Source organism: Chelativorans sp. AA-79 (genome assembly GCF_029457495.1).
In the GTDB taxonomy this organism is placed as follows: domain Bacteria; phylum Pseudomonadota; class Alphaproteobacteria; order Rhizobiales; family Rhizobiaceae; genus Chelativorans.
On sequence record NZ_CP120361.1, the window covers coordinates 3866022 to 3892841 of the forward strand.

Annotated in this window: 22 protein-coding genes; 12 read left to right on the forward strand and 10 right to left on the reverse strand. The window is 64.5% G+C overall.

The window, feature by feature from the left end:
• Positions 1-41: 41 nt before the first annotated feature.
• The 3 genes from accD to PVE73_RS19035 all read left to right on the forward strand — a co-directional run bounded on the left by accD (position 42) and on the right by PVE73_RS19035 (position 3270).
• Complete coding sequence (accD, locus tag PVE73_RS19025) at positions 42-968, forward strand: acetyl-CoA carboxylase, carboxyltransferase subunit beta (protein WP_277363745.1); 927 nt, start codon at positions 42-44, stop codon at positions 966-968.
• Between the two features lie 28 nt (positions 969-996).
• Positions 997-2319 carry a folylpolyglutamate synthase/dihydrofolate synthase family protein gene (locus PVE73_RS19030; protein ID WP_277363746.1) on the forward strand — a complete coding sequence of 441 codons (1323 nt, stop codon included), beginning with the start codon at positions 997-999 and terminating at the stop codon, positions 2317-2319.
• A 240-nt stretch (positions 2320-2559) separates the two neighbouring features.
• The gene (locus tag PVE73_RS19035; protein ID WP_277363747.1) at positions 2560-3270 is read left to right on the forward strand and encodes a metallophosphoesterase family protein; all 711 of its coding nucleotides are present in this window, start codon (positions 2560-2562) and stop codon (positions 3268-3270) included.
• Positions 3271-3292: 22 nt separating this feature from the next.
• Here PVE73_RS19035 and PVE73_RS19040 read toward each other — a convergent pair whose 3' ends face one another.
• The 7 genes from PVE73_RS19040 to PVE73_RS19070 form a co-directional block, all read right to left on the reverse strand.
• Positions 3293-5656: a polysaccharide biosynthesis tyrosine autokinase gene (locus PVE73_RS19040; RefSeq protein ID WP_277363748.1), complete on the reverse strand. Its 2364-nt coding sequence runs from the start codon at positions 5654-5656 to the stop codon at positions 3293-3295.
• A gap of 146 nt (positions 5657-5802) precedes the next feature.
• On the reverse strand, positions 5803-6696 hold the full coding sequence (locus PVE73_RS19045) for a UTP--glucose-1-phosphate uridylyltransferase (RefSeq protein ID WP_277363749.1): 894 nt from the start codon (positions 6694-6696) through the stop codon (positions 5803-5805).
• Positions 6697-6822: 126 nt separating this feature from the next.
• On the reverse strand, positions 6823-7773 hold the full coding sequence (locus PVE73_RS19050) for a glycosyltransferase family 2 protein (RefSeq protein WP_277363750.1): 951 nt from the start codon (positions 7771-7773) through the stop codon (positions 6823-6825).
• Positions 7770-8762: a glycosyltransferase family 2 protein gene (locus tag PVE73_RS19055; protein WP_277363751.1), complete on the reverse strand. Its 993-nt coding sequence runs from the start codon at positions 8760-8762 to the stop codon at positions 7770-7772. Before PVE73_RS19055 ends, PVE73_RS19050 begins: the two co-directional genes overlap by 4 nt.
• A 26-nt stretch (positions 8763-8788) precedes the next feature.
• Positions 8789-9958 (reverse strand): glycosyltransferase, encoded by a 1170-nt coding sequence (locus tag PVE73_RS19060; RefSeq protein WP_277363752.1) that lies wholly within the window; start codon positions 9956-9958, stop codon positions 8789-8791.
• Positions 9959-10175: 217 nt separating this feature from the next.
• Positions 10176-10559 (reverse strand): hypothetical protein, encoded by a 384-nt coding sequence (locus PVE73_RS19065; protein ID WP_277363753.1) that lies wholly within the window; start codon positions 10557-10559, stop codon positions 10176-10178.
• 436 nt (positions 10560-10995) lie between these two features.
• The gene (locus PVE73_RS19070) at positions 10996-11238 is read right to left on the reverse strand and encodes an exopolysaccharide production repressor exox (protein WP_277363754.1); all 243 of its coding nucleotides are present in this window, start codon (positions 11236-11238) and stop codon (positions 10996-10998) included.
• 587 nt (positions 11239-11825) lie between these two features.
• Here PVE73_RS19070 and PVE73_RS19075 point away from each other — a divergent pair.
• The 3 genes from PVE73_RS19075 (at position 11826) to PVE73_RS19085 (ending at position 15148) form a co-directional block, all read left to right on the forward strand.
• On the forward strand, positions 11826-12494 hold the full coding sequence (locus PVE73_RS19075) for a sugar transferase (protein WP_277367511.1): 669 nt from the start codon (positions 11826-11828) through the stop codon (positions 12492-12494).
• 98 nt (positions 12495-12592) lie between these two features.
• Positions 12593-13864 (forward strand): polysaccharide biosynthesis/export family protein, encoded by a 1272-nt coding sequence (locus tag PVE73_RS19080; RefSeq protein WP_277363755.1) that lies wholly within the window; start codon positions 12593-12595, stop codon positions 13862-13864.
• Positions 13865-13903: 39 nt separating this feature from the next.
• A complete protein-coding gene (locus PVE73_RS19085) occupies positions 13904-15148 on the forward strand; it encodes an O-antigen ligase family protein (RefSeq protein WP_277363756.1) in 1245 nt (414 codons plus the stop codon).
• Here PVE73_RS19085 and PVE73_RS19090 read toward each other — a convergent pair.
• The 3 genes from PVE73_RS19090 to PVE73_RS19100 are packed head-to-tail and all read right to left on the reverse strand — an operon-like array spanning position 15099 to position 18149.
• The gene (locus tag PVE73_RS19090) at positions 15099-16037 is read right to left on the reverse strand and encodes a polysaccharide pyruvyl transferase family protein (protein WP_277363757.1); all 939 of its coding nucleotides are present in this window, start codon (positions 16035-16037) and stop codon (positions 15099-15101) included. The genes PVE73_RS19085 and PVE73_RS19090 overlap by 50 nt on opposite strands.
• Entirely contained in the window at positions 16034-17533 is a 1500-nt protein-coding gene (locus PVE73_RS19095; protein ID WP_277363758.1) for a lipopolysaccharide biosynthesis protein, read from the reverse strand. The genes PVE73_RS19090 and PVE73_RS19095 overlap by 4 nt, the downstream gene beginning before the upstream one ends.
• Before the next feature lie 46 nt (positions 17534-17579).
• Complete coding sequence (locus tag PVE73_RS19100; protein ID WP_346772377.1) at positions 17580-18149, reverse strand: family 16 glycosylhydrolase; 570 nt, start codon at positions 18147-18149, stop codon at positions 17580-17582.
• A gap of 667 nt (positions 18150-18816) precedes the next feature.
• On the opposite strand from PVE73_RS19100, the gene PVE73_RS19105 reads away from it, so the two are divergent.
• From PVE73_RS19105 to PVE73_RS19130, 6 genes are all read left to right on the forward strand, one after another.
• Positions 18817-20265 (forward strand): glycosyltransferase family 2 protein, encoded by a 1449-nt coding sequence (locus tag PVE73_RS19105; protein WP_277363760.1) that lies wholly within the window; start codon positions 18817-18819, stop codon positions 20263-20265.
• A 40-nt stretch (positions 20266-20305) separates the two neighbouring features.
• A complete protein-coding gene (locus PVE73_RS19110; RefSeq protein WP_277363761.1) occupies positions 20306-21346 on the forward strand; it encodes a glycosyltransferase family A protein in 1041 nt (346 codons plus the stop codon).
• Between the two features lie 154 nt (positions 21347-21500).
• On the forward strand, positions 21501-21830 hold the full coding sequence (locus PVE73_RS19115) for an HPF/RaiA family ribosome-associated protein (RefSeq protein ID WP_277363762.1): 330 nt from the start codon (positions 21501-21503) through the stop codon (positions 21828-21830).
• A gap of 275 nt (positions 21831-22105) precedes the next feature.
• Positions 22106-23239: an alpha/beta hydrolase gene (locus PVE73_RS19120; RefSeq protein ID WP_277363763.1), complete on the forward strand. Its 1134-nt coding sequence runs from the start codon at positions 22106-22108 to the stop codon at positions 23237-23239.
• 114 nt (positions 23240-23353) lie between these two features.
• Positions 23354-24745: a sigma-54 dependent transcriptional regulator gene (locus PVE73_RS19125; protein ID WP_277363764.1), complete on the forward strand. Its 1392-nt coding sequence runs from the start codon at positions 23354-23356 to the stop codon at positions 24743-24745.
• The gene (locus PVE73_RS19130; RefSeq protein WP_277363765.1) at positions 24738-26750 is read left to right on the forward strand and encodes a cache domain-containing protein; all 2013 of its coding nucleotides are present in this window, start codon (positions 24738-24740) and stop codon (positions 26748-26750) included. The genes PVE73_RS19125 and PVE73_RS19130 overlap by 8 nt, the downstream gene beginning before the upstream one ends.
• Positions 26751-26820: the final 70 nt, after the last annotated feature.

The window sequence follows — 26820 nt, forward strand, 5'->3', positions numbered from 1 at the left end:
TTTCCCCCGGAACTATGTTCGGAGAGGAAGGAGTATCTGCCATGAACTGGATCACCAACTACGTCCGGCCGAAGATCAATTCCATGCTCGGCCGCCGCGAGATGCCCGAAAACCTCTGGATCAAGGATCCGGAGACGGGCGAGATGGTCTTCCACAAGGACCTGGAGGAGAACCAGTGGGTTATCCCCTCCTCCGGCTACCACATGAAGATCTCGGCCAAGGAGCGGCTGAGACATTTCTTCGATGACGGCGCCTATGAAACGCTGGAAAATCCCAAAGTGCCGGTCGACCCGCTGAAATTCCGCGACGAGCGCCGCTATGTCGACCGCCTGCGCGATGCCAAGGCGAAGGCCGGCATCGACGACGCGGTGCTGAACGCGGTCGGCCGCGTGGAGGACCTGGAAATCCTCGCCACGGTGCAGGACTTCGCCTTCATGGGCGGTTCGCTCGGCATGGCGGCCGGCGAAGCGATCGTGCGCGGTTTCGAGACCGCCGTGGAGCGCCGTCTTCCGCTGGTCCTCTTCGCCGCCTCCGGCGGGGCGCGCATGCAGGAAGGCATCCTTTCGCTCATGCAGCTTCCGCGCACGACAGTGGCTGTGGACCGGCTCAAGGAAGCCGGCCTGCCCTATATCGTCGTATTGACCAACCCGACGACCGGCGGCGTGACGGCTTCTTACGCCATGCTGGGCGACGTGCACATCGCCGAGCCCGGCGCGCTCATCGGCTTTGCCGGTCCGCGTGTGATCGAGCAGACGATCCGTGAAAAGCTGCCCGAAGGGTTCCAGCGCGCCGAGTACCTGATGGCGCATGGCATGGTGGACATGGTCGTCTCGCGCATCGAGATGAAAGCCACGGTCGCCCGCCTGCTCAAGATCCTGCTCAAGAAGCCGCTGGAAGTCGAGGAAGACACGAACCTGCAGCTGCCTGCTCCCGACGAAGCCACCACCGAAGCTGCGGTGAATGCCTGATTCCACCGGCAAGGTTCCGAAACATCCCATGAGTGCCGCAGAGCGCGCCATCGACCGGCTGATGGCGCTCCACCCCAAAGGCTTCGACCTGTCGCTGGAGCGCATCAGCCGGCTTCTCCAGCGCCTCGGCGATCCGCACGAGCGGCTTCCGCCTGTGATCCACATCGCGGGCACCAATGGCAAGGGCTCGGCGGCGGCATTCGCGCGCGCTCTGCTCGAGGCTTCGGGCAGGACCGTCCATGTCCACACGTCGCCCCATCTGGTGAATTGGCACGAGCGCTTCCGCATGGGTACTCCCGGCGGCGGCAAGTTCGTCGAGGATGCGGTGCTGGCGGAAGCGGTGGAGCGGGTGGCGGAGGCCAATCGCGACGAACAGATCACGGTCTTCGAGATCCTCACGGCGGTCATGTTCGTGCTCTTTTCCGAGCATCCCGCGGATGCCGCCGTGGTGGAGGTGGGGCTCGGCGGCCGGTTCGACGCCACCAATGTCATTGCCCACCCGGCAGCGAGCCTGATCATGCCGATCTCGCTCGACCACGAGGCCTATCTGGGCGACCGGGTGGAGCTGATCGCGGCCGAAAAGGCGGGCATCATCAAGCCCGACTCGCCCGCCGTCATCGGCCAGCAGGAATGGGATGCCGCGCGCGACGTACTTATCGAAACGGCGGAGCGGCTCGGCGCGCCTTTCGAAGTCTACGGGCAGGACTTCATCGCGGTCGAGGAGAATGGCCGCATGGTCTACCAGGACGAGGACGGGCTCATGGACCTGCCCCTGCCCCGCCTCGTGGGCCGGCACCAGCTCGCCAACGCGGCGGCGGCCATTGCCGCCGTGAAGGCGGCCGGCTTTGCGGTGAGCGACCGGGCGGCGGAACAGGCGATGCTCAACGTCTCCTGGCCCGGCCGCATGCAACGCCTCCAGGAAGGACGCCTCGTGGCGCTCGCGCCCGAGGGCGCGGAAATCTGGGTCGACGGGGGACACAATCCCGGCGCGGGCACGGTGATCGCCGAGGCGATGGCGGAAGCGGAAGAGAAGCGCCCGAGGCCGCTGGTGCTGATCACCGGCATGATCAACACCAAGGACCAGACCGGGTATTTCCGGGCGTTCGAGGATATGGCGCGGCATGTCTACACGGTGCCGGTCAACAACAGCGACGCCGGCGTGCCCAACAGCGAGCTGGCCGCCCGGGCAATCGTCGCGGGCCTCTCGGCCGAGCCCGTAAACTCCGTGTCGAACGCGTTGAGGCTCCTCCGCGATAGCTGGGACGATCCGGCGCCGCCGCGCATCCTCATCAGCGGTTCGCTCTATCTCGCGGGCGAGGTGCTGGCGGAAAACGGCACGCCGCCGGAGTGAGCGCGGGCTGCATGCCACCCTGCGCACCCGCTGCGGGTGCGGCAAGCTCCGCCGGGCGCTGCCCGACCTGCTCGCACCCGGAAAATCTCGAATATCGCTTGATTTCGGACGCACTTAGCCAAAAGCCGTATAGAAGGATAAATCCGGTCGATTTTCAGCAACCAGGAGAATGAGGCGCTGAGGGAGAAACTTCGCAGCCTGTTGCCAGGCAGGAAGAAGGACGACGGGGGGCGCCAGCGGATGAAAATCCAGCTTGGCGGCGCCATTGTCTACGCCGTGGGCGATGTTCACGGCTGCTACGGGCAACTGCTGTCCCTGGAGCGCCAAATCGAGGCCGATGCGGCAGGATTCAAGGGCCGCAAGCTCATCGTCATGCTCGGCGACTATATCGACCGGGGGCCCGAATCGGCCCAGGTGATCGAGCACCTTCTGCAGACGCCGCCGGAGGGCTTCCACCGCATCTGCCTCGCCGGCAATCATGAGGCGGCGTTTCTCGATTATCTGGAAGGAAGGCTCCCCCGTGACGCATGGCTGGCCATGGGCGGCGGCGCTGCACTGCGCTCCTACGGAATGGACCTTGCCTATCTCTCCAACCTCTATTCGAGCGCACAGATCGACGACATGGTGCGCAGCGGCATTCCCCAGCAGCATAGGGATTTCCTGCGCACGCTGCCCATCATGGCCTATTCACGACAGGTTGCGTTCGTGCATGCCGGCATCCGGCCGGGCCTGCCGCTGGAACGGCAGGATGAGCGGGATATCCTTTATATTCGCGACGAATTCTTCGACAATATCCACCTGCTGGATCGGTGGGTGATCCACGGTCACACGCCTGTCGAGAAGCCGGAACTGAAAGGGCGGCGCCTCAACATCGATACGGGCGCCTATATGGGCGGCCCGCTCACCGCGGTTCAGATCGGCGCCGGGCGCGCGCGGTTCTTCACGGCATAGATCCTCTTCCGGTCCAGCCGTTTCAGGCCGCCTTCTTCGCGGCCGAGGTGTAGTAGCTCACATACTCGCCCAGATATTTTTCGGAGCTCCCGAAGCCGCCGTAGCGCGACAGGGTCTTCATGTTCACCTTGTTGAGCACCACACCCAGGATGCGGTCGGCCACGACCGGCTCGGACCCGAGGACGGAGCGGACGAGCGCGCGCGGGGTGCGGCCCCATTCGATCACGGCAATCAGTCCATCGGCCAGAGGCGCGAAGGCCTTGGCGTCGATCACGGGGCCGAGCGGCGGCAGGTCGACGATGATGTAGTCGAAACTGTTCCTCGCCTCCTGCAGGAAGTTCCGCATGCCGGCGGAGGAAAGCAGCTCGCTGGTGTGCGAGAACTGGCCGCGCACCATCGCCGGCACCACCGCGAGGCGCGTCTGCGGATCGATCTTCGCCACGGCCCGCCAGGAATGTCCGTTCATGACCGCTTCGAGCAGCCCATGCTCGCTGCTCATGCCCAGCGCGCGGCTCAGGCCCGGATTGCGCAGATCACCGTCGATGAGAAGGGTCTTGCGGCCGTTCGCGGCCAGGAGCTGCGCGAGATTGGCCGAGACCGTCGACTTGCCCTCGCCGGGGAGCGCGGAAACGATGCCGATGACCTTGCTCTGCCGCTCCTGCAGAACCACGTCGGCAGCATATTTCGCATTGCGCAGCGTCTCGGCGAAAGCCGAGCCCGGCGCATCGATGGTGATCCTCGTGGCGCGCCTCGACCGCTGCGCCTTGACGTCAGCGGCGGGAGCGGGGTGGAGCGCGGGCGGCTCCTTCCTGCCGGCGCGCCGGCCCTTGGCATCCTCGCCGCCGAAAAGCGGCAGATAGCCGAGGAAACGGGCGCCGAGCCTTTCACGCACGTCCTCGCTCGTACGAAAGAAGCGTTCGTTGAACTCGTTGAGCCCGGCGAAGGCGCCCCCCATCATCAGACCCAGCACGAGCCCCAGCCCCAGGACCAGGGTGGTGCGCGGGCTCGACGGCGATTCCGGCGTACTGGCGGCGGAGATGATGCGCACCTTGGAGACCGGGAACGTGCTCTGCTGCGTCGCCTCCTCGTAGCGGGCGAGAAAGGACTGGTAGAGCGAGCTCAAGGCATTCGCCTGCTGCTCGAGTTCGCGCAGTTGCACCTGCGACTGCTTGGCCTCGGCGCTTTCGCCGCTGGCCGTCGACACGCTTTCCTGCAGCGCCTTTTCGCGGGAAAGGGCCACCTCGTACTGGTTGCGGTAGTTGACGGCGAGCTGCGTCAGCTCCCCATGGATCTGCCGTGCCACATCCGCCTGCTCCCGGCGCAGGGCGACGGCCTGGGGATGGTCTGCCCCGAACTGGTTCGCGATCTCCTGTTCGCGCCGGGTGATGGTGAGATAACGCGTCTTCAGCGTGGTCAGGAGTTCGCTCGGCTGTTGCTCCTCGTCCGAGATCGTCGCGTTGCGAACCGCTTCCTCCGGCCCCGCATCGGCGATCGCCTGATATTGCTGGTAGCGCGCGTAGGCGCGGGCGGTGTCGGCCTTGGCGATGGCGAGCTGGCTGTTGAGATCGGAGAGCCGGCGGTCCGCCATCAGCTCGCCGCTTGCGGCGGAAAGCCCATATTCGGTGCGGTACCGCTCCACGGCAAGGGCGGCGGCCTGCGAGCTTTCACGCAGCTCGGCCAGCCGGCCCTCGAGCCAGACGGCTGCCTGTTCGGTTGCCTCGAAGCCGGCATCGAGCTGATCGTCCACATAGGCCTTGGCGTAGGTATTGGTGATCCTGGCGGCAAGCTGGGGATCATGGGAGCTGAACCCGATGACGATTACGAGGCTGCGGCCGGCGCGCTGCGCGATCACCTGGCGCTGCAGCGCAAGGATCGCCGCTTGGCGGCGGGCTTCGGCGTCCTGCTGCTCGGTTGCGGCGGCCGGAGCGCCGGAGCGGCCAAGCAGGAGATGGACGACCGAGCGGGCGCGGCCGATCATCTCCGACAAGAGCGACTTGGGCGGATTCATGAAACTCTCGTTCTGATCCAGCCCCTCCCGCTCGACCACCTCGCCCGCCAGCCGGGCCGACCGGATGATCTCGATCTGGCTCAGCATCGCCGAGTCTGTCTCCATCTCGGAGGTGAAGGATGAGGCGGTGGTGCTATCCACCATCTTGCGCAAGCTCTCGTCGATCAGCACGTGGCTGACGGCCGTGTAGGTGGGCGGCGTCGTCGCGAGATAGAGGATGCCCAGGCCAAGGCCGATCAGCGCGCACAGGGCGAGCACGCGCACCTGCCGGTAGACCATCGCCAGCAGGCGTTCGACGTCGATGAAGTCATCCGCCCTCCCCGGTTCGGCCGCGCCCGATGGAATGGTGCCCTTCAAAAGAAAGCCGGGATGGTTCATATGCGCCCTCGCTTCGCTTCGGCAGATGCTCGGCTGCAGCTCCTGTTGCATTCCGGCCCGCCTGCCGGTTGTCCCGGAGCCGCCAGCCCATCCGGATGGGCGGGCGGCTCCGGGTTCGTCTCTTCGCCGCTCAAAGGCGGCTCAATCTAAGCCGCCTGCTCGGCCCGCCGCAGGCCGACCATCTCGCGGATCGGCTCGAAAACCGAATCCCGGATGTCCTCGCGCGCCAGGGCAAAAGCCACATTGGCCTCGATGAAGCCGGATTTCGAGCCGCAGTCGAACATCCTGCCCGTGAACGGCCGGGCATAGAAGGGCTGCTGCTTCAGGAGATGCTCCATCGCGTCCGTGATCTGGATCTCGTTGCCCGCGCCGCGCTCGTGGCGGCCGAGCAGCTCGAAGATCTCCGGCTGCAGGATATAGCGGCCGTTGATGTAGTAGTTCGACGGCGCCTCGGCGGGTGCCGGCTTCTCGACCATGCCGGTGATCTCGAAACCGGGCACCACATCGGCACCCCGGCCGACGATGCCGTATTTGGCCGTGTCGCTCGGGTGGCACTGCTCCACCGCGAGCACGTTGCCGCCGGTGACGCCGTAGAGCTCCATCGTCTCGGCCAGGCATCCCGTCTTGCCGAAGGAGACCATGTCCGGCAGGAGCACCGCGAAGGGCTCGTCGCCCACGATATCGCGCGCGCACCACACCGCGTGGCCGAGCCCGAGCGGCGCCTGCTGACGGGTAAAGCTTACGGAACCAGCGACCGGCATCAGGTCCTCGAGCAATTCGATCTGCTTCGTCTTGCCGGCCCTTTCCAGCGTGCCGACAAGCTCCGGCTGCAGATCGAAATAATCCTCAATGACGGCCTTGTTGCGGCCGGTGACGAAAACAATGTGCTCGATACCGGCCTCGAGCGCCTCGTCCACCGCATATTGCACGACGGGCTTGTCGACGATCGTCAGCATCTCCTTGGGCAGCGCCTTGGTGGCCGGCAGGAACCGGGTTCCGAGTCCGGCCACAGGGATGACGGCTTTCCTGACTTTCTTCATCGCAGAATCCTTTGAGCCATTAGAACTGTGCCGCCGCCTGTCCCGAGGCGGCCGCGGTGGATCCCCCGTCCCAAATGGTCGCGGCGTTCCCGCCGCTGTTCGATTTCGGGTAAGCAAGGCGGCAGGTCAGGTCGCATGGCCCCGCCCTTCTTCCGCCGGTGCGCCATACTGGCGGATCTCGCTCGCACCCATGAGGCCGCTCAGCACGCCGCCATGCATCACTCCGCGCAGGATGTTGCGATTCCTGCTCGTCGGCCACGGTGCGGTGAGGCCCGCCATCGCAAAGCAGTAGGCGATCTTGGCGCAGACAAGGACCAGTTCAACGAGGTAGGCCACGCCCGTCTTTCGGCCGGCAATCAGCCGGCCATGCGTCTGACCGACGCGGTAGCGCCTGCGCAGGAGCCAGGCGAAAGTGGCGCGGTCCGAAGGCACCACCTCCTCCGTCCAGGCATCCGGCGCATAGACCAGCCTCCCGCCCGCTTGATGAACCTCATCGAAGAACGCGGTGTCCTCGCCGCCGCTCTGGCCGCGGTCGAGGCTGAAGCGGCGGCCGCGAATGGCTTTCGCGTCCATGCGCATCAACACGTTGCAGGTGTAGCCTGTGCGGATTTCGCCGCCCACCCAGACCGGAAAGGTGGAGTGGAAGTCGCCGCGGCGCATCCATTCGGGCGCATTCTCGCCGTAGCCGGCCCGTACCGGGCCGAGGACGACGTCGGCGCGGCTGCCTTCGGCGGCCTTGACGAGCCGCACCAGCCAGTCCGGCGTCGCCGTCTCGTCATCATCGATGAAGGCGATGAAGCGCGCGCGGCTCGCATCCAGGCACGCGTTGCGGGCGATGGAGATGTTGCGGGCGGGGCAATGGACGTAGCGCAAAGGCAGATCGAGCTCCTGCACAAGTCTCGTGACGAGTTCGCGGGCGCTCGGCTCCTCGTCATTGTCGGCGACGATGATGCCCACTCTGTAGCCGTCCGGCTGCTTCAGAGCGGCCAGCGAACGCAGGGTTTCCGCCAGGGCGGGGCGGCGGAACGTGCAGACGCAGATGTCGATGCCATCCTTGGCGACGGTCTCCCCGCTCATGCGGCCCTCCTTCGAAAACCGGCCGCAAGAAGCTGCTGCCAGAACCCGGAAGACCAGGCGAAATGCATGATCATGACCGAGGGTCCGGCAAGAAGGAGCTTCGGATCGCGCTCGCTGATGGCGAGGAGCGCGCCGTAGACGAGGCAGGTCGCAGCCCAGCAGAGAAATGGAACGGCCAGGATCCAATGCAGGAAGGACGAGGTGGCCAAGGCCGCCAGGGGCAGGATCAGCAGAGGCGCCGTCTGCCTGAGCTTGGGGACGACGCGGTGTTTGAGGATATTGCGCGCCCTGCCCCGGCCGTAGCCCAGATATTGCAGGTACAGGCCTCTGAAAGTGGAGCGCGGGAAATAGGTCATCCGCGTCCTGGCCGTGAGCCAGATGCGGTAGCCCGCCTGCCGCAGGCGGTGATCGAGCTCGGCGTCCTCGTTGTGGCTGAAGCTCTCGTCGTAGCCGCCCACCGCGCGGAAGGCGGCTATGCGCATCAGCGCGTGGTGGCCATGATCGATCCACTCGCCGCTGGTGTGATGGCGATGCCTGGAGCCGCCGGTGCCCAGCTTCGAATTCTGCGCCGCGGCGGCGGCGCGCTGGATGAGGCCCGACCCGACCGTTTCCATGGAGACCACGACCGAATCCGCCTGCGTCGCCACGGCTTCTTCCAGAAGCCGGTCGCAATAATCGTCGGGATATTTGCCATGGGCGTCGATGCGGATGAAATAATCGACACCGTCGCCGAGGAGCTTCACGGCAAGGTTCACCGCCGCGCTCTGCAGCCGCTTCTTGTTCTCCAGAAGGAGAACAGCCGGGTTCTCCCGCGCGTAGCCCGCCACGATCTCCGGCGTGCCGTCGGTGCTTCCGCCGTCCACGACCACGATCCGGGCATGGAGGCGGCGAGCGGAGGGCTGCAGGAGTTCCAGCAGGGGACCGATATGGGCGGCTTCGTTCAGGCAGGGAATGATGATCAGGCAGGAGGGAGGCCAGTGATCCGTCATCCGTTCATCTCCGTTGGGTCGGGAACTCAAGCAAGCGCCTCGGCGGCAATGTGGGGTGGGGCGGCCGCCAGATGGCCGAGCCTTGCAACAAGGTCCAGGCAGTCCTGCCGGCTGCAGGTCCATGTGCCCCGGTCGATCGCGAGCACCTGTCGGCGCAAGTCGCGGTACCGCTTTGCATCCATACCGCCGATCGCCTGCCGCAAAGCCTGCGGCGTGGGCTCCGGGAGAACGATGCCGATGTTCCGCTCCTCAAGAAAGCGCGCGGTCTCCGTACCGCGCATGGCGACGGGAACGGCTCCGAAACGGCAACCTTCATAGAGGCGGTTGGGCAGGAGCCATTGCGAATTCTGCCCCTCCTCGAAAAAATCGATGACCCAGGAGAAATGAATCGGGCCGTAGATCGCGGCGAGATCCTCCGGGTTGCGATACGGCCCCTCGAAGGACAGAAATGGCTCGGCTGCCGCCGTGCCGTGGAAATCCTCGAACTCCCGAAGGGCCGGCCTCCCCCTCAGCGTCACCTCGAAACGGCCTTCCTCCCCGCGCGTGAATGCCGACAGGATCCGGAGCGAGCGGCTGCACCGCAGGGCGCCGAACCATCCGATGCGCCAGGGTGGGCCCGCGCGTTCCGCCCCGATCTCTCCATCGGCCCCCGGCTGCAGTTCGAAATGCTTGTTCTCAACGAGCGCCACCGGGGCTGCGACCTGGCCGCGCGCCGCGAAATAGTTGCGCACGAAGGCCGGCGAGCTCGTGATGAGGAGGCTCACGTCCCGCGCGAAATACCGCTCCAGCCCGCGCAGCACGCCGCCCACGGCATCGCCGCGCAGAAGCAGGCGGTGAATGTCGAGGCTTTCATAGGCGACAGGCATGTCGCCCGCCTGGAAAAGAGCCTTCGCCCGCCGGGCAAGCGCCAGCATCTCCAGATTGCGCGCCACGATCACATCAGGCTTCGGCGTATCCTTGAGCGCCCTGCCCAAGGACGCTGCGGCGCCCAGCACCGCGAGCGCGCGCTGCGCAAACCGGCCGTCATGGCTTGCGCCGAGGTCGATCGGACGGATGCCCTCTATCTCCTCGGGAGCCTCCGCCGTCCTGCGGAAGCCCGCAAGCGTGACGCTGGCCCCGCCCGCCTTCAACATCAAGACACGGCGGCGAACCGCCGGGTCGGCCAGGTTGAAGACGAGGTAAAGCACATGCAGCATTGGACATACCTATGGCTAGTCCGCCCCTCGGTCAGGCTACAGCAGCCTGTGTTGCATCGCAATATTTCCATGCTGCACTGCGTAGATTTTTTCGCGATTTCTTTCGCGACGCACAAAAAAGCGGTCATTTGGCGAAATGACAGGCAGAACTTCTGCGGGCGAAAGCAGTCAAACGGTGACCCGGACTTGGCAGTTATTTGACACCGGCGCAGGCGCCTCAGACGGCCCCTTTTGCCTTCCGCTTGGCGGGCGGGGCCTGCCGGTCCTCCTCGACCAGGTCTTGCGCCTGTCGGCGAAGATCCTCCATCAGGGCCATCTGACGCGAGAGCGCGGCCAGGCGCCGCTCGCAGTTGATGAGGTCGTCTGTCATGGCATCCAGGCGCGCGCTGGAGCCGGATGCGGCTTCGTCATTGTCCATCGCATCCACCAGGAACCCGGCATTCGCTGACGATTCCCTGTACCGCCTCTCAAGACCGGTCCGCTCGGCGAGCATCTGCAAGGCGATCTCCTGCATCACCCCGTCCAGCCGCATATGCCGCTCGCGATCCGTGTCGCGATCCCGATCGGGACTGCGGGTCCTGAAACCGAAAAGTGAAGCCAATTCCTGTCTCCGTTCACCTTGAGGACGACGCGCCGGCGGCCCCGGTCAGGAGACGACGGCCTGTTCGCGCCGGAACCGCCATCCCATGCGGGAATATAGCGCCCCGACATCCTCCCGCACAACGGCCCGGCACCCGCCAGGCCACCGATCACTGCACGCCGCACAACGCAGACGCGCCGGTCCGGTCAAGCCCGCAGCCGGGCCAAGTGTGCACCGCACAATCCCAGCCTCACCTTCAAAAAGGGTAGGCCGGAATGCGTTAGTATATATTGGGGCCTACATTTGGTGGCGTTTTGCAATACTGTCGCTTCGAAACTTATGTTTCGTTACGAAATGCAAAAGTGAGATAAATCAGTTTACAAACGGTCACTACAGCCGGGTGGAACAACAGCAAAAGGTGGGAAACATCCGAGGCGCAGCCCGGAATTCGCAGCAATCAACGGGACAGTGGGCGCTCGACGGAGATTTCCTTGGCCGGCGGTCCGTCACCTGATGAAGCGGATCCCGCCGCGCCGGACGTCCGCGGCCTGCGCGATGGCCTCGCTACCATAGCGAGCACATAAAGGAAGTAGCCGATCTGCAGGACGACCGCACAAAGGACGGCGCGCAAGATCACCGTGCCCAGCGGAGCTGCATCCATCACCGACCAAAGCGCCACCACGAGGATGACGAAAAGCATGCCAATCATAAACTTCGGCAGTGACATATCCAAGCCTTGAAGGTTTCGCGCAAGAGCAGCATTCGTCCGAAAACGAGACACCTTGGCGTCAGCCTTCCCCACCAATATCCTCGGCCTGCCCGATGGCCGTTATCCTTTGAAATATATAGGTGCGGGACAGACGCGGCAAGTCATAGGCAAGCCAATCGGCTTTCAAACGGACCGAAAAAACCATGCTGCAATGCAAGATATCCGACGGAGCTTTGGAGCAGGGCCAATGGTGATCCTTGAACTGCAACCGAAGAACAAACCAAATTCGGTACAGTTATCCATCTATTCAATCGACCTCGCCGTTCATAACAGAATATTACACAGATGTGACAATGACCAGGACAGACATTTGCAGGTCAGCTTCGCTAATCGAACCGCAACCTCAGATTAGCACGTTTCACAAATCTATCACAAAGATCACTTTTTGTGCAGTTTGTGATTATTAATTGAGCGAAAAAATATTCGCATTCCCCAAATAAGTCATATTGCAGCGCACCATAAATTTGCTAACGTAGCGTCATCTGATCTGTTGCCGGATGGGGCGTTTCATGCGGGAAATGGCCAAGTCTGTGAACTTCAGCACTGTAGACACGAATGTCGACCTCTCGCCCCCTCTGGGGGGCGTTTTGAAACGCGGGTTCGATGTCGTCGGAGCCGCCTGCGGGCTCATCCTTCTCAGTCCGCTGTTCCTGCTCGTGGCGGCACTGGTGAAACTGTCCGATGGTGGGACGGTATTCTACGGGCATCCCAGAATAGGACGGGGCGGCCGCTCCTTCCGCTGCCTGAAATTCCGGACCATGCGCCAGGACGGCGATCTCGTGCTCGCGGCCTATCTGTGCGACAATCCGCAAGCCCGCGCGGAATGGGAGACCACGTGCAAGCTCAAGCACGACCCGCGCGTCACGAGAGTGGGTGCGGTCCTGCGGAAGCTGAGCCTCGACGAATTGCCCCAGATCCTGAATATCTTGGCGGGCGACATGAGCATCGTCGGCCCTCGACCCGTCGTCCAGGAAGAGCTGGAGAGATACGGGAATGCCGCCGTGTTCTATCTCAAGTCCCGCCCCGGCCTGACCGGTCTGTGGCAGGTCAGCGGGCGCAACGACGTATCCTACGCAACGCGGGTGGCCTTCGACCGCCACTATGTCGAGACCTGGTCGCTGGCGCAGGACATCCGCATCATCGCAAAGACCGTGCCGGCCGTATGCCTGTCACGGGGAAGCTACTGAAGCCGGGGGAGCGGGCATACAAATCGCCTGCCGGCCGTGGGGGCTGCAAACGACCCGGGCTCTGCCCGGGTTCCCGATTCAGGAGAGGACAGCGATCCTTGCCACGTTCCAATCACCCTTTCATGCGCGGCTTTCCCGTGAAGGCGCTGCTTCTCGCCATGCTCTGCGCCTTTACGGCGTCTTCCGCCGCCGCCCAGGACCAGGAATACCGCCTCGGAAGCCAGGACAAGCTCAGCATCCGTGTCGTGGAATGGCAGACGGTGGAGGGCGCGTTCCGTGAATGGTCGGCCGTCAGCGGCCAGTACACGATCAGCGCGTCCGGCAAGCTGTCCCTCCCCTTCGTGGGCGCGTTGCAGGCCACGGGCAAGACCACCGAAGAGATATCCGAGACCATCGAGACCACGCTGCAGGAAAAGTTCGGCCTGGCCGACAAGCCGGAAGCGGCGGTGGAACTGGCCGAGTACAGGCCGTTCTACATGGCCGGAGACGTGCAAACGCCCGGGCAATACCCCTTCGTGCCGGATCTGACGGTGGTGAAGGCGATCAGCATCGCAGGCGGGCTGCGGCGCGATTCGACCGGCAGCCGGGCCGAGCGCGACCTGATCAGCGCGCAGGGAAGCGCGGAAGCGCTTGCCGACGAACGGCTGCGCCTGCTCGTGAAGCGGGCACGGATCGAGGCGGAACAGCAGGACAAGTCCGAGATCAAGGTGCCCGACGAAATCGCTTCCGATCCGAAGCTGCCGAGCATCCTGGCCGAAGAGAAGGCCATCCTCGACACCCGGCAGAAGAAGCTGACACTCCAGCTTCAAGCGCTCGACGATCTCAAGGAACTGCTCCAGCAGGAGATCGCCTCGCTCGAAAAGAAAGTGGCCACGCAGACGCGGCAGGTGGAGCTTGCCAAGGAGGAACTGGAGGGTGTCGGGTCGCTTGCGGAAAAAGGCCTCGTGGTCAACACGCGGGTGCTTACCTCGGAGCGCAACATCGCCGACATGGAAAGCAAGCTGCTCGATTTCGAGACGGCGATCCTGACTGCGCGCCAGGACATCAGCAAGGCGGACCAGGACGCCATCGAGCTCCAGAACACCGCCACCTCGGAACTGGCCGTGGAGCGGCAGGAAGTGGAGGCCAAGCTGATCGAGAACGAGATCGAACTGCAGACGCAGCGCAAGCTGATGTCGGAGGCCTTGGCGCAAGCGCCGGCGGCTGCGGCGGGAAACGACCTGCCGGAACCGACGATCACCATCGTGCGCAGCGTCAACGGCAAGCCGACAGCGATCCTCGCCGACGAGAATTCGGCCGTATGGCCGGGCGATGTCGTGAAGGTGAGGCAGGAACTGCCTGCGCCTCTGCAGTCTTCCGTGGGCCAGTGAGTCCGTGATGCCGCGCGGGGAAGATGGCCGGGCATATCGATGTCGGCGCTAGGCCTGTCGCAGCCGCAGGCCGCCTCCAGCCAGGAGGGAGGCGGATTCAGGATCGGCGTCGCCGCCAGCCTGAGCTTCGCCACAATGGCCGTCCTTATCTTCGAGGCGGTGTTCGGGTCGTTTGCGGCCCTTCTGTTCCTCTGTCTCGGCGGGCTGCTCATCGCCTCCAGGCCGACCGCCAGCCTGCAGGCGGTGCTGCATTACTGGTATCTCCTGATCCTTCCGGCCTTCTGCATCCTGTCCGTCCTGTGGTCGCAGTTTCCCACCCTCACGCTGCGCTATTCGGTACAGTTCGCCATCACCATGGCGATCGCCGTCGTCATCGCCAACCGGATATCGCTTACCACGTTCCTGCGCAGCCTTTTCATCATCTATGGAATCGGCGTCGCCGGCAGCGTGCTCTTCGGCCATGTGCGCGACGATATCGGCGCGTGGGTGGGGCTGTTCGGCAGCAAGAACGCCTTCGCCGCGGTGATCTGTGCGTTCGCACTCACCTCGATCGCCGTGCTCTTCGACCGCACGGCTCCACGCGCGATGCGGCTTGCCGCCCTGGCGGGCGTCGCGGCGGCCGGGCCCCTCCTGATGAAGGCCCAGTCGACGGGGGCGATCATTTTCGTCATCCCGGCCTCCGCCATGGCCTTCGCCGTCATCTTCAGCCGACGCCTCAGCCACTGGCAGAAGTTTTTCACGGGCAGCCTTGTGATCTGCATGGGTGTCGCCGCCCTCATACTCGCGCTGCAATATTCGGATCTGCTGTTCCAGAACCTGCTCGACGCCTCGGGCAAGGACGTCACACTGACGGGGCGGACGGAACTCTGGGATTTCGCGATGCGGTTCATCCGCGAGCATCCGTGGCTCGGCCTCGGCTACCAGGCCTTCTGGGTGCAGGGCTATCCGCCGGCGGAGTTGCTATGGGCGACGTTCGGGATCCAGGCCCGCGCCGGCTTCAACTTCCACAACACCTATGTGAACAACGCCGTCGAGATCGGCTTCATCGGCCTCGCCATCCAGGTCCTGATCCTCTACGGCGCGCTTGTCAGGAGCTATGTTCTGGCGTTTCGGGCCCCCTCGCCCGAGAGCGCCTTCCTGGCGTCCTTCCTGACGCTGGTCGTGTGCGGCAGCTTCGTCGAGGTGGCGGTGTTCTTCCAGTTCAGCATCACCTCGATCATCGTCTTCTGCGCCTTCATCTATACGGCGCGCGCGCACGCTCGAGGTGCAAAGAGGTCGAACTGAGCTGGCGCGAGCGCACGAAGCCGTCGAGCGCCGCCAGGGCGCGCTCGGTCACACCGGAGACATGCTCGTCCCTGCTCAGTTGCGGCTCGGTCCTGGCCATCCGCTGCAGATGCGCGGCGGCGCGATGGGTGAAGAGCTTGTTCAGCGGGCGCGCCAAGGCACTTCTGCCCAGGCGCCCTACCCGGCCGTTCGCAGCGCCCCTGCGACCACCGGTCATCCCGATATAGAACTCCACCAGGCTTGAGGGAAGAAGATCGCTGAAGCGCACCTCGTGGGAGAGCGCGCCGGACCAATCCTGCCACTTGGCCCGATGGCTGGGATTGATCGGTTTCACGGCCACCCACGGTGTGCGCAGGGCGTCGGCGACGATCGCGCCGTGCATGGCTTCCGTGATGATCATGCGGGCGCCGCGTATCTGCGAGATGACCTTCTCGACATCGTCGCGCGGGTCGATCAGGGAAATTCCGGCGAGTTTGCAGGCCTCTTCCCACAGGCCGCGGTCGAGGCTCTCAAAATGGGGCATGAAACCGACATCGAAGGCCGGCGCCGGTGCGGGAAGCTGGAGCGCCCGCAGGAGAACGGCCGAATCGCAGATTGCCTTTTCCGGGGCGATGCCCAGCAAACGCGCCGTCTGCGGCCCGCGCACGAAGACGATGTCCCAGGTCCCGTCATGCACATCCGGCAGGCCGGTGTAACCGGCATAGCCGGAGCCCATCACATATTTCCGCGCGGTCCGGGGAAACGTATCCCAGAGAATGGAGCCGATGCCGATGAAAAGCTCGCTCTCATCCTCGTCGAGGAAGTTCGCGGGCAGCAGATGCTGCCACATATAGGTGTTCAGTTCGTCGCCGAAATTCGGCACATGGCCACGGAAATAAACAAGCTTCATGAGGGAACGGCACCTCTCTTCATGATCAGATCACGCATGCGCAGCAGCCGCCGGCCCACCATCGCCAGGAGAACGGCCACGTAGACGACGGCCCCCGTGAGCACTTCCACCGCCAGATTCACGACTGAATGGGTTTCCGGCATCGTGTAGCGCACGGCAAGAACGCCCGCGACCATCAGGAGGGAGGCCACGGTCGGCGCCACGAACTGGCGGGCATAGGCGAATGCGCCAAGCCGCAGGATGCGCAATGTAAGTCCCACCGAAACGGGCCAGGCGAGCAACGTCTTCACCGCCATGGCGACGACCACCGTCGTGATGCCGAAACGAAAGAGCGCCAGGACCACCACCGCCGAGAGGATCTGTTGCGCGGCCTGATAGCTCATCCACCAGCCGACCTTCCCCTGGCTGGTGATCAGCGACGACTGCAGGACGCCGATGCAGCTCAACAGACCTATGGCGCAGAAGGCCTGCAGCGCCGGAACCGCCTCCGCCCAATGGCTGCCGAAGACGAGCGGCACGAGATCGCCGGCGATGAGCGCGAGACCGACGAAAACCGGGAAGGAAAAGGCTGACGATGCGAAGGTGGCGAAAAGATAGGTCTCCTTCAGCTTTTCGTGCTCCGTCTGCAGCGAGGAGAGCATGGTGAAGGAGACGGCCCGCAACGCGCCCGCGATCAGGTCGTTGAGGATCTGGTAGATGCGCCGCGCGAATCCGAAGATGCCGAGCGGCGCGGTGCCCATCAGCCAGCCGATCAGCAGTTGATCCACGTTGAGCAGCTGGACCGTGCGGGTGCCGGAGGCGAAGGCGCCATAGCGGGCGACTTCGCGCAGCGATTTCAGGCTGAAGCTCAGGGCCGGTCTCCAGGTGACCGACAGAAACGACGCCAGGAAGGTGGCGATGGAACCCGCGACGAAGGAGAGCGCCAACGCCCAGACGCCGTAGCCCATGAGGAGCAGCGGCACGCAGACGGCCGCCGAGACAAGCGAGGCGACGGTGGTGCGCAGTGCGATCTTGTCGAACGACATAGACCGCGCGAGCAGGGAGCCCGGAACAATGGCGGCCTGGTCGAAGATAACGCGCAGGCCGACGACGGGAATGAGCGTCAAGAGGCCGGCCTGGCCTAGGAATTTCGCAAGCAGCGGCGTCAGCAGCAGGAGCCCGCCATAGATCGCGAGCGCAGTGCCGATGCAGAGCCAGAACACCGCGTCCACATGCCTTTTCGCCACGTCCTGCCGCTGGATCAGTGCGTCGCCGAAGCCCGCCGGCGCGATGGCCGAGGCAAAGAAGGAGATGCTGGCGGCGAGCATCACGAGGCCGTATTCGGCCGGTGTCAGATAGCGAGAGGTCAGGGTGAAGACGCCCGCCGCCACGACCGCGGGAGCGAAGCCGTTCAGCCCTGCCCAGATGACCCCGCGCACGGCAGCCCGCGCCCTCCCCGCGCGCAGATGCCCGAAAGAAGAACCGTCCTGAGGCTTTTGCTCTCCGTCGGCGAGCACGCTTCGTCCTCTTTTCAGCTACCCGCCACCGCACCCGGGCGAGGCATCAGTTCAGGGCGCAGGCAACGGATTCGGGAAACTGGCACGATTCTCCGGGTGCCGTATACGCAACCCAATCCACCTCCATGATCAGCTTCCGTCCCGGATCCTCGAAAGGGCCCATCCACTCGGTGAACGTGTCGCTGCCCCAATGGCTGAGCATCAGCTTCTGGGGATGGGTCGGCAGGTCGCTCCCCGTTGCCTCGTGAACCAGCTTGCCGTTGACGTACCAGCGCAGCCGTCCTTCCTCCCATACGAAGGCATAATGGTTGAATTGCGTCGTGCCGCCCGGCACGTCCACGGTCGTGCCGTGGTTCGGCTTTCCGGAGACGTAGGTGTTGAGGCTCACCTTCGAAGTGTCCTTCGCCAGCACCTCGAAATCAATCTCGTCATGGGGGGAATTCGTGTAGCTGAAGAAGGCCGCATTGATGCCCGAACCCTCGTCCGTCTTCATCCGCGCCTCGTAGACGCCGTAGCCGAAACGCGCCGTGGTCTGGATTTCGGCGCAGGAGTACTGGCGGTTGTTGTAGGGCCTCTTTTCGAATCCAAGCGTCACGATGCCATTCGACAGGCTCACCTGGTTCTTCGACCATGTACAGTTTTGCCACGCGCCGTTGGACCAGCCGTCCGAAACATACCACCGTGTTCGGCTGAAGGTGTCGAAATCCTCGAAGAAGGATGTCCCCGTCGATTGAGCCGAAGCCGGGACAGCCGTGCCCAGGCTTCCCGCCGCCAGAAGTGCTGCGATCACCACAAGAGGAGTTGGGGGACAGTTTTTCGCCATATCGAGGCCTCACCTTTCCGCAAGGATACCGCTTCGGGTTCGCGCATTCGGAGGAACATCCAAAATGCTGCAACGCAATATAGAATGGCACCATGTTTCGGGGCAGGCAACCCGTAAAATTTTGCCTATGGAAAATATCGTATGGTGTTTCGAAATTTATATAAACGACGTTCGAATAATGTGATCTCGATAGAGACTTCACATGGCGATGCATCTTTATAATATATCATGTCGATACGGTTATCATTGGCGAAACTACTCAAGGTTGCGCCGTTTTCCCTTCTCTCTTCTGCCTGATGCAAGTACGGTGTGGCGTTGCGGGTGAATTTGTGTTGCACTGCAGCAAAAACGCGTTATCCTGATCGTCGGATGTGGGGACGGCGCCAATGATGCCCAGACCGATCTCGCCCCGGCGCATGGTGGCATCCGGCGATGCGCCGGCCGGAAGGAGGACCGAGTCGTGACCGGCGCCAAACCGGGACGCGAGTCCGAGCCGCTCGTTTCGGTGATCATGGCGAATTATCGCAGCGCCGAACATTTGCCTGCGGCACTGGACTCCGTCCTGGCACAGACGGTGCGCGACCTTGAAGTGATCGTCTCCGACGATGCCTCGCCGGACGAGAGCGCGGATGTGGTGCGGCGATACATGGAGCGGGATCCGAGGGTCCAGCTGATTACGACGGATAAGAACAGCGGCCCCGCCTCCGCCCGCAACCGGGCGCTGGAGGCCGCGCGTGGCGTCTGGATCGCCATCGTCGATTCAGACGATATCATCCATCCCGAGCGTTTCGAGATGCTGATCGCGGCCGCCACGCAGCTCGGAGCCGACGGGATCGCCGACGACCTGCTCTTCTTCTCGGATGCCGGCCCCGGCGGAACCCTCCTCGGCGAGACCGCGAAGGCCGGCCCCCAGCAGATCACCCCTGCCCGGTTCATCCGAAGCAACACGTCGGGAAACGGTCTCCCCCCGCTCGGTTATGTCAAGCCGCTCCTGAAAAGAGAGAAGCTCGCGGGCTTGCGCTATGACGAAGCCGTCCGCATCGGCGAGGACTATGATTTCCTCCTGCGCTTCCTCCTTGCAGGCGGGCGCTTCTTCATCACCCCGGAATTGCTCTATCTCTACAGGCGTCATGCACAGTCGATCTCGCACAGGCTCTCCGAGGGCACGGTTCTTGCCATGATCGCCAACCAGCAGAAGCTGACGGCGACTTGCGGACGCTTTCCACCCGACATCGAGGGCTTGCTGGAAGACAGAATGGCCGCGCTCCGTGCGTTGCTCTCCTTCGAGCACCTCGTACTTTCGATCAAGGAGCGGCGGATGACCCGCGCCTTGAGGCAGCTGGCCGCCAGTCCCGGCCTTGTGCGGCCGCTCGCGCGCTCCGTCGCGGAAAACCTGGAAGCGCGCTTCAAACGGAAGCGCCCTGCGATGCAGGCAGCCGGCGCGGTTGCCTTCCACGACGCGGCGCATCCGCCGCAGGAGGCGCGCGCGCTTCACGCCGCGTCGGGCATCGACCTCGATGTAGAGATCGCGGAGGTGCCCCCTTACGAGCCGCCGCCAAGCCGCAGCCCTTCCGACGGGGCGAGCCGCGCGCTGCATCTTCGGTTCGCCGCCATGGCCATGCAATCGGACATGCAGGTCGTCTGCCACGGCCTCGCCGGGCTCCACGCCACGGGCTTCCTGCCGAGGAAGCGGATCATGGCCACGGTGGTGGACCGGCCGGAAGAACTCGACCGGATTCTGGAATGGCCGGAGGCGGGGAGCCGGCTCGTGATCGCCGAGGCGCTGCTGCCGCACGCCCCCGCCCTCGAGACGCTGCCCTTCTGCCCCGGATACCGGCTTCTGGTCAGGAAAGAGCACGCCCCGGCAAAGCCTGCGAGGAGGACGCGCTCCAGAGCCGCAAATGCCTAGCCCCGTGGAAGACGGTTCGACAATGCAACGGAGACGCTCGATGTCGGAGAAGCAGACGGCACTCGTTCAGGTTCGCACGCCGACCTACAAGCGGCCGGACGCCCTGCGCCGCTGTCTCCGGACACTGCAGGCGCAGACCTGGCAGAACTGGGTGTGCGACGTCTATGACGACGACCCGCAGGGCTCGGCCAAGGCAGTCTGCGACGAACTCGGCGATCGGCGCATCTTCTACAATCGCAACCGGCCGCAGAAATTCGCCTCGCCCAATATCGACCAGTGCTTCTCGCGCCGGAACCCGCGCAAGGCCGACTATTTCTGCGTCGCCGAGGACGACAATTTCATCCTGCCGGAATTCATGGAGGAAAACATCGCGCTCTGCGAGCGGGAGGGCGTCGAGATCGTCCTGCGCAATCAGCTCATGGAATACAAGAGCGGCACGCCCGAGGCTTACCTGAGCGATTTCGGCATCCTGGACAGGTGCCTGGTGGAAGGCCGCTACGAGCCCGACCTGTTCCGGCTGTCGCTCATTCCCGGCATCGGCGTTTCCAACGGCGGCCTCTTCTGGTCCAAATCGGCTGGGAGCGACCTCGAAATCGGTTATCCCTGCAATGCCACGCTGCAGGAATATATGCGCACCTTCACGATCATCGAAGACATCTACGTGGCGATGAAGCCGCTTGCCGTATGGGCGCAGAACGGTGAGCAGACCACGCGGGACCTGGGCGACCGCGCCTCCTATCTGCGCCGCGAACTGGACCTCAAGCGCGGCATACAGCTCCTCCAGCGCGAGACCTGGCGCCTTGCCGGTGAGAACCGGCGCCGCATATTCCTCGACACGGACCGCTTCCGCTACGACCGGCGCGCCCGGGCACGGGGCCTCGTGAAGGCGCTGATTCCCACCCGTGTCGGCGACATCCTCACCTGGCGGGAGAAGCTGGAACTCACCGCGCGCGGCCTCCTGATCAGGACGGCGGGAAGCCCGGAGGACAATCTCGAGGCCTTCATCGCCGCGCGCACGGGCAACCGGGCGGCCGGTGGGACCGCCAGTTCAGGCGATGCCCCCGAAACACCTTTCTCGTGAGGCGCGGCGCGCTGCACGGCGCGCTCGACCGGCGGCAGGCGTTCAGCGCGGAACCGGCAGCACCTGCATCCGGGCTTGACTTCCGTCAATATCCCGTCGTCATGGATCGATAGACTGACTTCGACATTGTCTCTTCGTCGCGAGGTCGTCGAACATGCAGAAGCCGCTGAAAATCACCTTCCGCAACATGGAACCGTCGGAAGCGGTCGAGGCGCATGTATTGCGCCGCATGAAGGAACTGGAAAAGCGCTTCGACCGGATCGTGGACTGCGAAGTGGTGATCGAGGCTGCGGCGAGGAAGAGGATTTCCGGACGGGCGTTCAAGGTTCATGTCAACCTGCACGTTCCCGGACAGGACATCGACCTGGCACGCCTGATCGGAAGAGGCGCGGCTGCCGACAATATCAGCCTCGCCGTCCATGAGGCTTTCAGCGCCGCAGCCCGACGACTGCTCGACCGCAAGCAGCAGATGGCGGGGCACTGAACGGGTGCTGCGGCATGCGGACCGGAGCGATCGGGAGCCATTCGCTATGCGAACTGGTGGGAACCCGGCGGGCTCAAACCGGTGACGCCGCCCCTTTCCGAATATGGCGCGAACGTCTTTTTCCGGATCTCCATCGACCGGATCTCGGGAAGACAGGCGAAGGAATAGCCGCCGCCGTCCTGTTCGCATAAGGTTTCGGATGGCCTATCGTCAGGTGAAACGAATCACGGGCTCGACCTGACATGCTGCTCCATCCTGTCGGATCGCGGATCCTGATGCTCCTGCTTCTCCTGCTGCCCGCAGGCTGCATGCATCAGGAGAGCCATCGCCTGATCGCCCAGACCATCGCGCCCGCCTCCCAGTCCCAGATCGCCGGAAAGCATCGCATCCTCGTGGCGACCACCCGTGCGGAGACCCCCAGGCCCGGAGTCGTCTTCTCCGGCAACCGGGCTTTGGCCACGACCTTCGCGTTCGTGGACATGACGGTGCCCGCTGTCCACGAGACCGGGAAGCTGGAGCGGTCCCCCTCGCCCAAGGTGGCGGATCCAGCCCGGTATTTCGCGGCGCGCCGGCTCGGCATCTATGCGGACAGCCAGGCCTTCAGCCGGGCGATCAGCAAGAACATCGAGGAGAATGGAGGGCGCGCCCTCGTTTTCGTGCACGGCTTCAATACCGGCTTCGACAGCGCAGTCTACCGGATGACCCAGATCGTCCATGACGCCGGCTACAAAGGCGCGCCGATCCTCTTCACCTGGCCGTCGGCGGGCCGGCTGGTCGACTACATCTACGACAACAACAGCGCCACGGCGAGCCGCGACGCGCTCGAGGACCTGCTTCGGCTCGTCGCCCGCTCCGGCGCGCGGCGCATCGACATCGTGGCCCATTCCATGGGCACCTGGGTGACGATGGAGGCCCTGCGCCAGCTCGCGATCACCGGCAACCGCGATCTGGGCGGGAAGCTCGCCGACGTGGTGCTCGCCTCGCCGGATATCGACGTGGACGTGTTCAAGACGCAGATGCGCCGTTACGGCGTGCCGGACCGCAGCTTCTTCGTGCTGACCTCGCGCGACGACCGGGCGCTGGACCTGTCGCGGTTCCTTGCCGGCAACCAGGCAAGAGTGGGCGGGTCGATCGACCCCGCGGAACTCGCCAAATACGGCGTGATCGTCGTCGACGTGACCGATGTCTCTTCGCCCGACAGGCTCAACCACGCCAAATTTGCCGAAAACCCGCTCCTCGTACGGCTTCTCGGCGAGGGGCTGGCCGATTCGGACGAGCCTCCCTCGGCCGACCAGGAACTGGTTCGCCGCATCAACGCGCTCGCCGGCAGCATCGGGCAGACGATCGGAACGGCCGCCGACATCGTCATCACCACACCGCTGGACGTGTTGGGCGCCGTCGTGGAATAGATGATCGGGCCAGCGGGCGGAGGTCGAAGCCGACCACCGGCGTGACTGCTTGTTTGCGATCCGCGCAATCAGCAATATGCTTGCGGCAAGCACTGTTGGTCGGGGAGGAACGCGGTGCCGACTGAAGCCTTACGGAAATCGCGAGAGCCTGCGGTGGACCCCGAGTTCGGGCCATGGCTTGCACAGGCCTCCATCCTTGTCGTCGACGACGAGCCCGGCATGCGAAACTTTCTCATGCGCACGCTCGGCCCCCGCTGCAAGCGGCTCGACGAGGCGGCTGACACGGACGAGGCCTCGCGCAAGCTCGATCAGGCCCATTACGACGTCGTCATCATCGACAACATCATGCCGGGCAAGAACGGCGTCGACTGGCTGGCCGAGCAGCGCGCCATCGGCTTCTTTTCCGACGCCATCCTGATGACGGCCTATGCCGATCTCGAAACGGCGATCCAGGCGCTCCGTGCCGGCGCGGTGGACTTCGTGCTGAAGCCTTTCCGGTCGAACCAGATGCTCAACGCCGTCGCCCGCTGTCTCGACCGCATGCGGCTGCTGCGCGAAAATCAGGTGCTGCGCCACGAGTTGCGCGCCACCTCCGACCACGTGCTCCTGCGCGACAAGCTCATCGGCGAATCCGATGCCATCCGCCGGGTGCGCGACACGATCGCACGCGTCGCGCCGCTGCCCACTTCCGTGCTGCTCTCCGGGCAGTCGGGCACCGGCAAGGAGGTGGCCGCGCGCTCGCTGCATTCACTGTCGGATCGCGCCGAGAAGCCGTTCGTTCCCGTCAATTGCGGGGCGATCCCGCCCGACATGATCGAGAGCGAGCTCTTCGGGCATCTCAAGGGCGCCTTCACCGGCGCCGACAACGGGCGCGAAGGGCTTTTCCTGCATGCGCAGGGCGGCACGCTGTTCCTCGACGAGATCGGCGAATTGCCCACGCCGATGCAAAGCAAGCTCCTGCGCGTGCTGGAGGACAGGCGCGTGCGGCCCGTCGGCTCCGAGCGCGAGGTCCCGGTCGACCTGCGCTTCATCTTCGCCACCAATGCGGAACTGGAGAAGGAGGTCGAGCGCGGCCATTTCCGCGCCGACCTCTTCTTCCGCATCAATGTGATGCAAATTCACCTGCCCCCGCTCAAGGACCGGGACAACGACGTGCTGGATCTCGCAGCGCTGTTCATGCGCAAGCTGTCGCAGCAGCTCGGCATGCCGCCGGTGCCGATCACGGACGAGGTCGGTGCCGCGCTGATGGCCTATCCGTGGCCCGGCAATGTGCGTGAGCTGCGCAACCTCATCGAGCGCACGCTGATCCTGCAGCGTTTCCCGGAAGAGTTCCTTTCCGGCCGGGAGGAGCGGGAAGAGAGCGCGGAAGGCAGTCTCGCGGACGTGGAGCGCCGTCATATCCTGAAGGTGCTGCGGGAGGCCGGCGGAAACCGGGACGAGGCCGCGCGGCGATTGGGCATCTCGCGCAAGACGATCGACCGCAAATGCGCGGCCTGGAATGTCTGAGCATCCCCCATCGCCGGCCAAGGGGGGCGGGCGGTCGGTACGCTTCCGCCTTCTCGCCATCGCGCTCCTGCCGACGCTGGTAGTGTCGCCGCTGCTTCTGGGCGTGACCGTCATCCGATGGAACGCCAAGTTCGACGCGATGCTGATCTCCAAGGTGAACGGCGACCTGACGATCGCGCATCAATATCTCTCGCGCATCCTGGAGAACACGGGCGAGCAGATCGTAGCCCTCGGGAGCTCGGCGCGTTTCCGGGACATATCCGCTTCGGATCCGGCCGCCATGCCCGGACTGCTGGAAACAAGCCGGGCGGAGCTCGGCCTCGACTTTCTGTATCTGGTCGACCCGGGAGGTGTCGTGCTTGCCTCCACCCCGGGCATCGCCGCTGCGAAAACAAACTGGCCGGCGGTCGCCTCCGCCTTGTCCGGAGCGCCCTCCACCGCGATCGACATCTTCGACCACGACCAGCTTCGCGCCATTTCCCCGGCGCTTGCGGAACGCGCGCTGCTGGAGCTGGTGCCCACGCCCAATGCCGTGCCGACCGAGCGCACGGAAGAGACGCGGGGCATGGTGGTCCATTCCGCAAGCCCGGTGACGCTCGCCGGCGGAAGGCAGGCGGCGCTGGTGGGCGGCATATTGCTCAACCAGAACCTCGTCTTCATCGACACCATCAACGATCTCGTCTATCGCGAGGCGAGCCTGCCCGAGGGCAGCCAGGGCACGGCGACGCTGTTCCTGGACGACGTGCGCATCAGCACCAATGTGCGCCTGTTCGAAGGCCGGCGCGCGCTCGGCACGCGCGTTTCGGCCATCGTCCGCTCCGCCGTGCTCGACAAGGGCCGCACCTGGCTCGACAGCGCCTTCGTCGTCAATGACTGGTACATCTCCGCCTACGAGCCGATCGTCGACAGCTACGGCAGGCGTGTCGGCATGCTCTATGTGGGCTTCCTCGAAGCGCCGTTCACCAAGGCCAAGTACCAGACGCTCATCACCATCACACTCGCCTTCCTGGCGATCGCGGCGGCGAGCGTGCCGATCTTCCTGCGCTGGGCGCGCGCCATCTTCATGCCGCTCGAACGAATGACGGGCACCATCGCCAGCGTGGAGAGCGGCGACCTCGGCGCGCGCACGGGCCATGTCGCGGCGAAGGACGAGATCGGCCGCGTGGCGGCGCATCTCGACCACCTGCTCGATCAGCTCCAGGAGCGGGACCGGGAGCTGCGTGCCTGGAACGAGGAATTGAACGCCCGCGTGGAGGAGCGCACGCGCGAATTGCAGCTCGCAAACCGCCAGCTCGAGGCGACCACGAAGCAGCTCATCATGTCCGAGAAACTGGCCGCGATCGGCGAGATCACCGCGGGTGTCGCCCACGAAATCAACAATCCGATCGCGGTGATGCAGGGGAATCTCGAAGTCGTCCGCAATCTCGTGGGCGAAAAGGCCGAGCTCGCCAGGACCGAGTTCCGGCTGCTCGACGAGCAGATTCACCGCATCAGCCAGATCGTCACGAAGCTCCTGCAATTCGCCAAGCCGGAGGAATATGCCGGCTTCGTCGAGCGGCACACGCCGGCGGAGGTCGTTTCCGACAGCCTTCCCCTGGTCCAGCACCTGCTCAACAAGGCCGCGATCGAGGTCAAACGAGAGGACCGCGCCACGCGGCTGGTGCTGATGAACCGCACCGAATTGCAGCAGGTGCTGGTCAACCTGATCGTCAACGCCGTCCACGCCATGCCGGACGGCGGGACGCTCACGCTGCGCTCCTTCGACCAAGATGTCGACGGCAAGCCCGGCCTTGTGCTCGAGGTGGCGGATACGGGCGTCGGCATGGCGCCGGAGGTGATCCGGAAAGTGTTCGATCCCTTCTTCACCACGAAGCGGCGCGAGGGGACCGGTCTGGGCCTATCCATCAGTCAGACGCTGGTCACCCGGCAGGGCGGCAAGATCTCCGTCGAAAGCGAGCCCGGCAAGGGCACCACCTTTATGATCTGGCTGCCCGAAGCGAGCTGAATCGGCAATGTGTCGGATCGGCCAAGCGGCGGCTGCATTCACCGTCATCAATCCCGAGAACGGTTCGCCG

Coding starts and splice junctions, on each gene's coding strand:
- PVE73_RS19045 (WP_277363749.1), bottom strand. CDS start 6,696: ATGAAGAAAGTCAGGAAAGCCGTCATCCCTGTGGCCGGACTCGGAACC.
- accD (WP_277363745.1), top strand. CDS start 42: ATGAACTGGATCACCAACTACGTCCGGCCGAAGATCAATTCCATGCTC.
- PVE73_RS19085 (WP_277363756.1), top strand. CDS start 13,904: ATGTCGGCGCTAGGCCTGTCGCAGCCGCAGGCCGCCTCCAGCCAGGAG.
- PVE73_RS19050 (WP_277363750.1), bottom strand. CDS start 7,773: ATGAGCGGGGAGACCGTCGCCAAGGATGGCATCGACATCTGCGTCTGC.
- PVE73_RS19035 (WP_277363747.1), top strand. CDS start 2,560: ATGAAAATCCAGCTTGGCGGCGCCATTGTCTACGCCGTGGGCGATGTT.
- PVE73_RS19090 (WP_277363757.1), bottom strand. CDS start 16,037: ATGAAGCTTGTTTATTTCCGTGGCCATGTGCCGAATTTCGGCGACGAA.
- PVE73_RS19070 (WP_277363754.1), bottom strand. CDS start 11,238: ATGCTTTTCGTCATCCTCGTGGTGGCGCTTTGGTCGGTGATGGATGCA.
- PVE73_RS19130 (WP_277363765.1), top strand. CDS start 24,738: ATGTCTGAGCATCCCCCATCGCCGGCCAAGGGGGGCGGGCGGTCGGTA.
- PVE73_RS19040 (WP_277363748.1), bottom strand. CDS start 5,656: ATGAACCATCCCGGCTTTCTTTTGAAGGGCACCATTCCATCGGGCGCG.
- PVE73_RS19075 (WP_277367511.1), top strand. CDS start 11,826: ATGGCCAAGTCTGTGAACTTCAGCACTGTAGACACGAATGTCGACCTC.
- PVE73_RS19120 (WP_277363763.1), top strand. CDS start 22,106: ATGCTCCTGCTTCTCCTGCTGCCCGCAGGCTGCATGCATCAGGAGAGC.
- PVE73_RS19030 (WP_277363746.1), top strand. CDS start 997: ATGAGTGCCGCAGAGCGCGCCATCGACCGGCTGATGGCGCTCCACCCC.
- PVE73_RS19115 (WP_277363762.1), top strand. CDS start 21,501: ATGCAGAAGCCGCTGAAAATCACCTTCCGCAACATGGAACCGTCGGAA.
- PVE73_RS19055 (WP_277363751.1), bottom strand. CDS start 8,762: ATGACGGATCACTGGCCTCCCTCCTGCCTGATCATCATTCCCTGCCTG.
- PVE73_RS19110 (WP_277363761.1), top strand. CDS start 20,306: ATGTCGGAGAAGCAGACGGCACTCGTTCAGGTTCGCACGCCGACCTAC.
- PVE73_RS19060 (WP_277363752.1), bottom strand. CDS start 9,958: ATGCTGCATGTGCTTTACCTCGTCTTCAACCTGGCCGACCCGGCGGTT.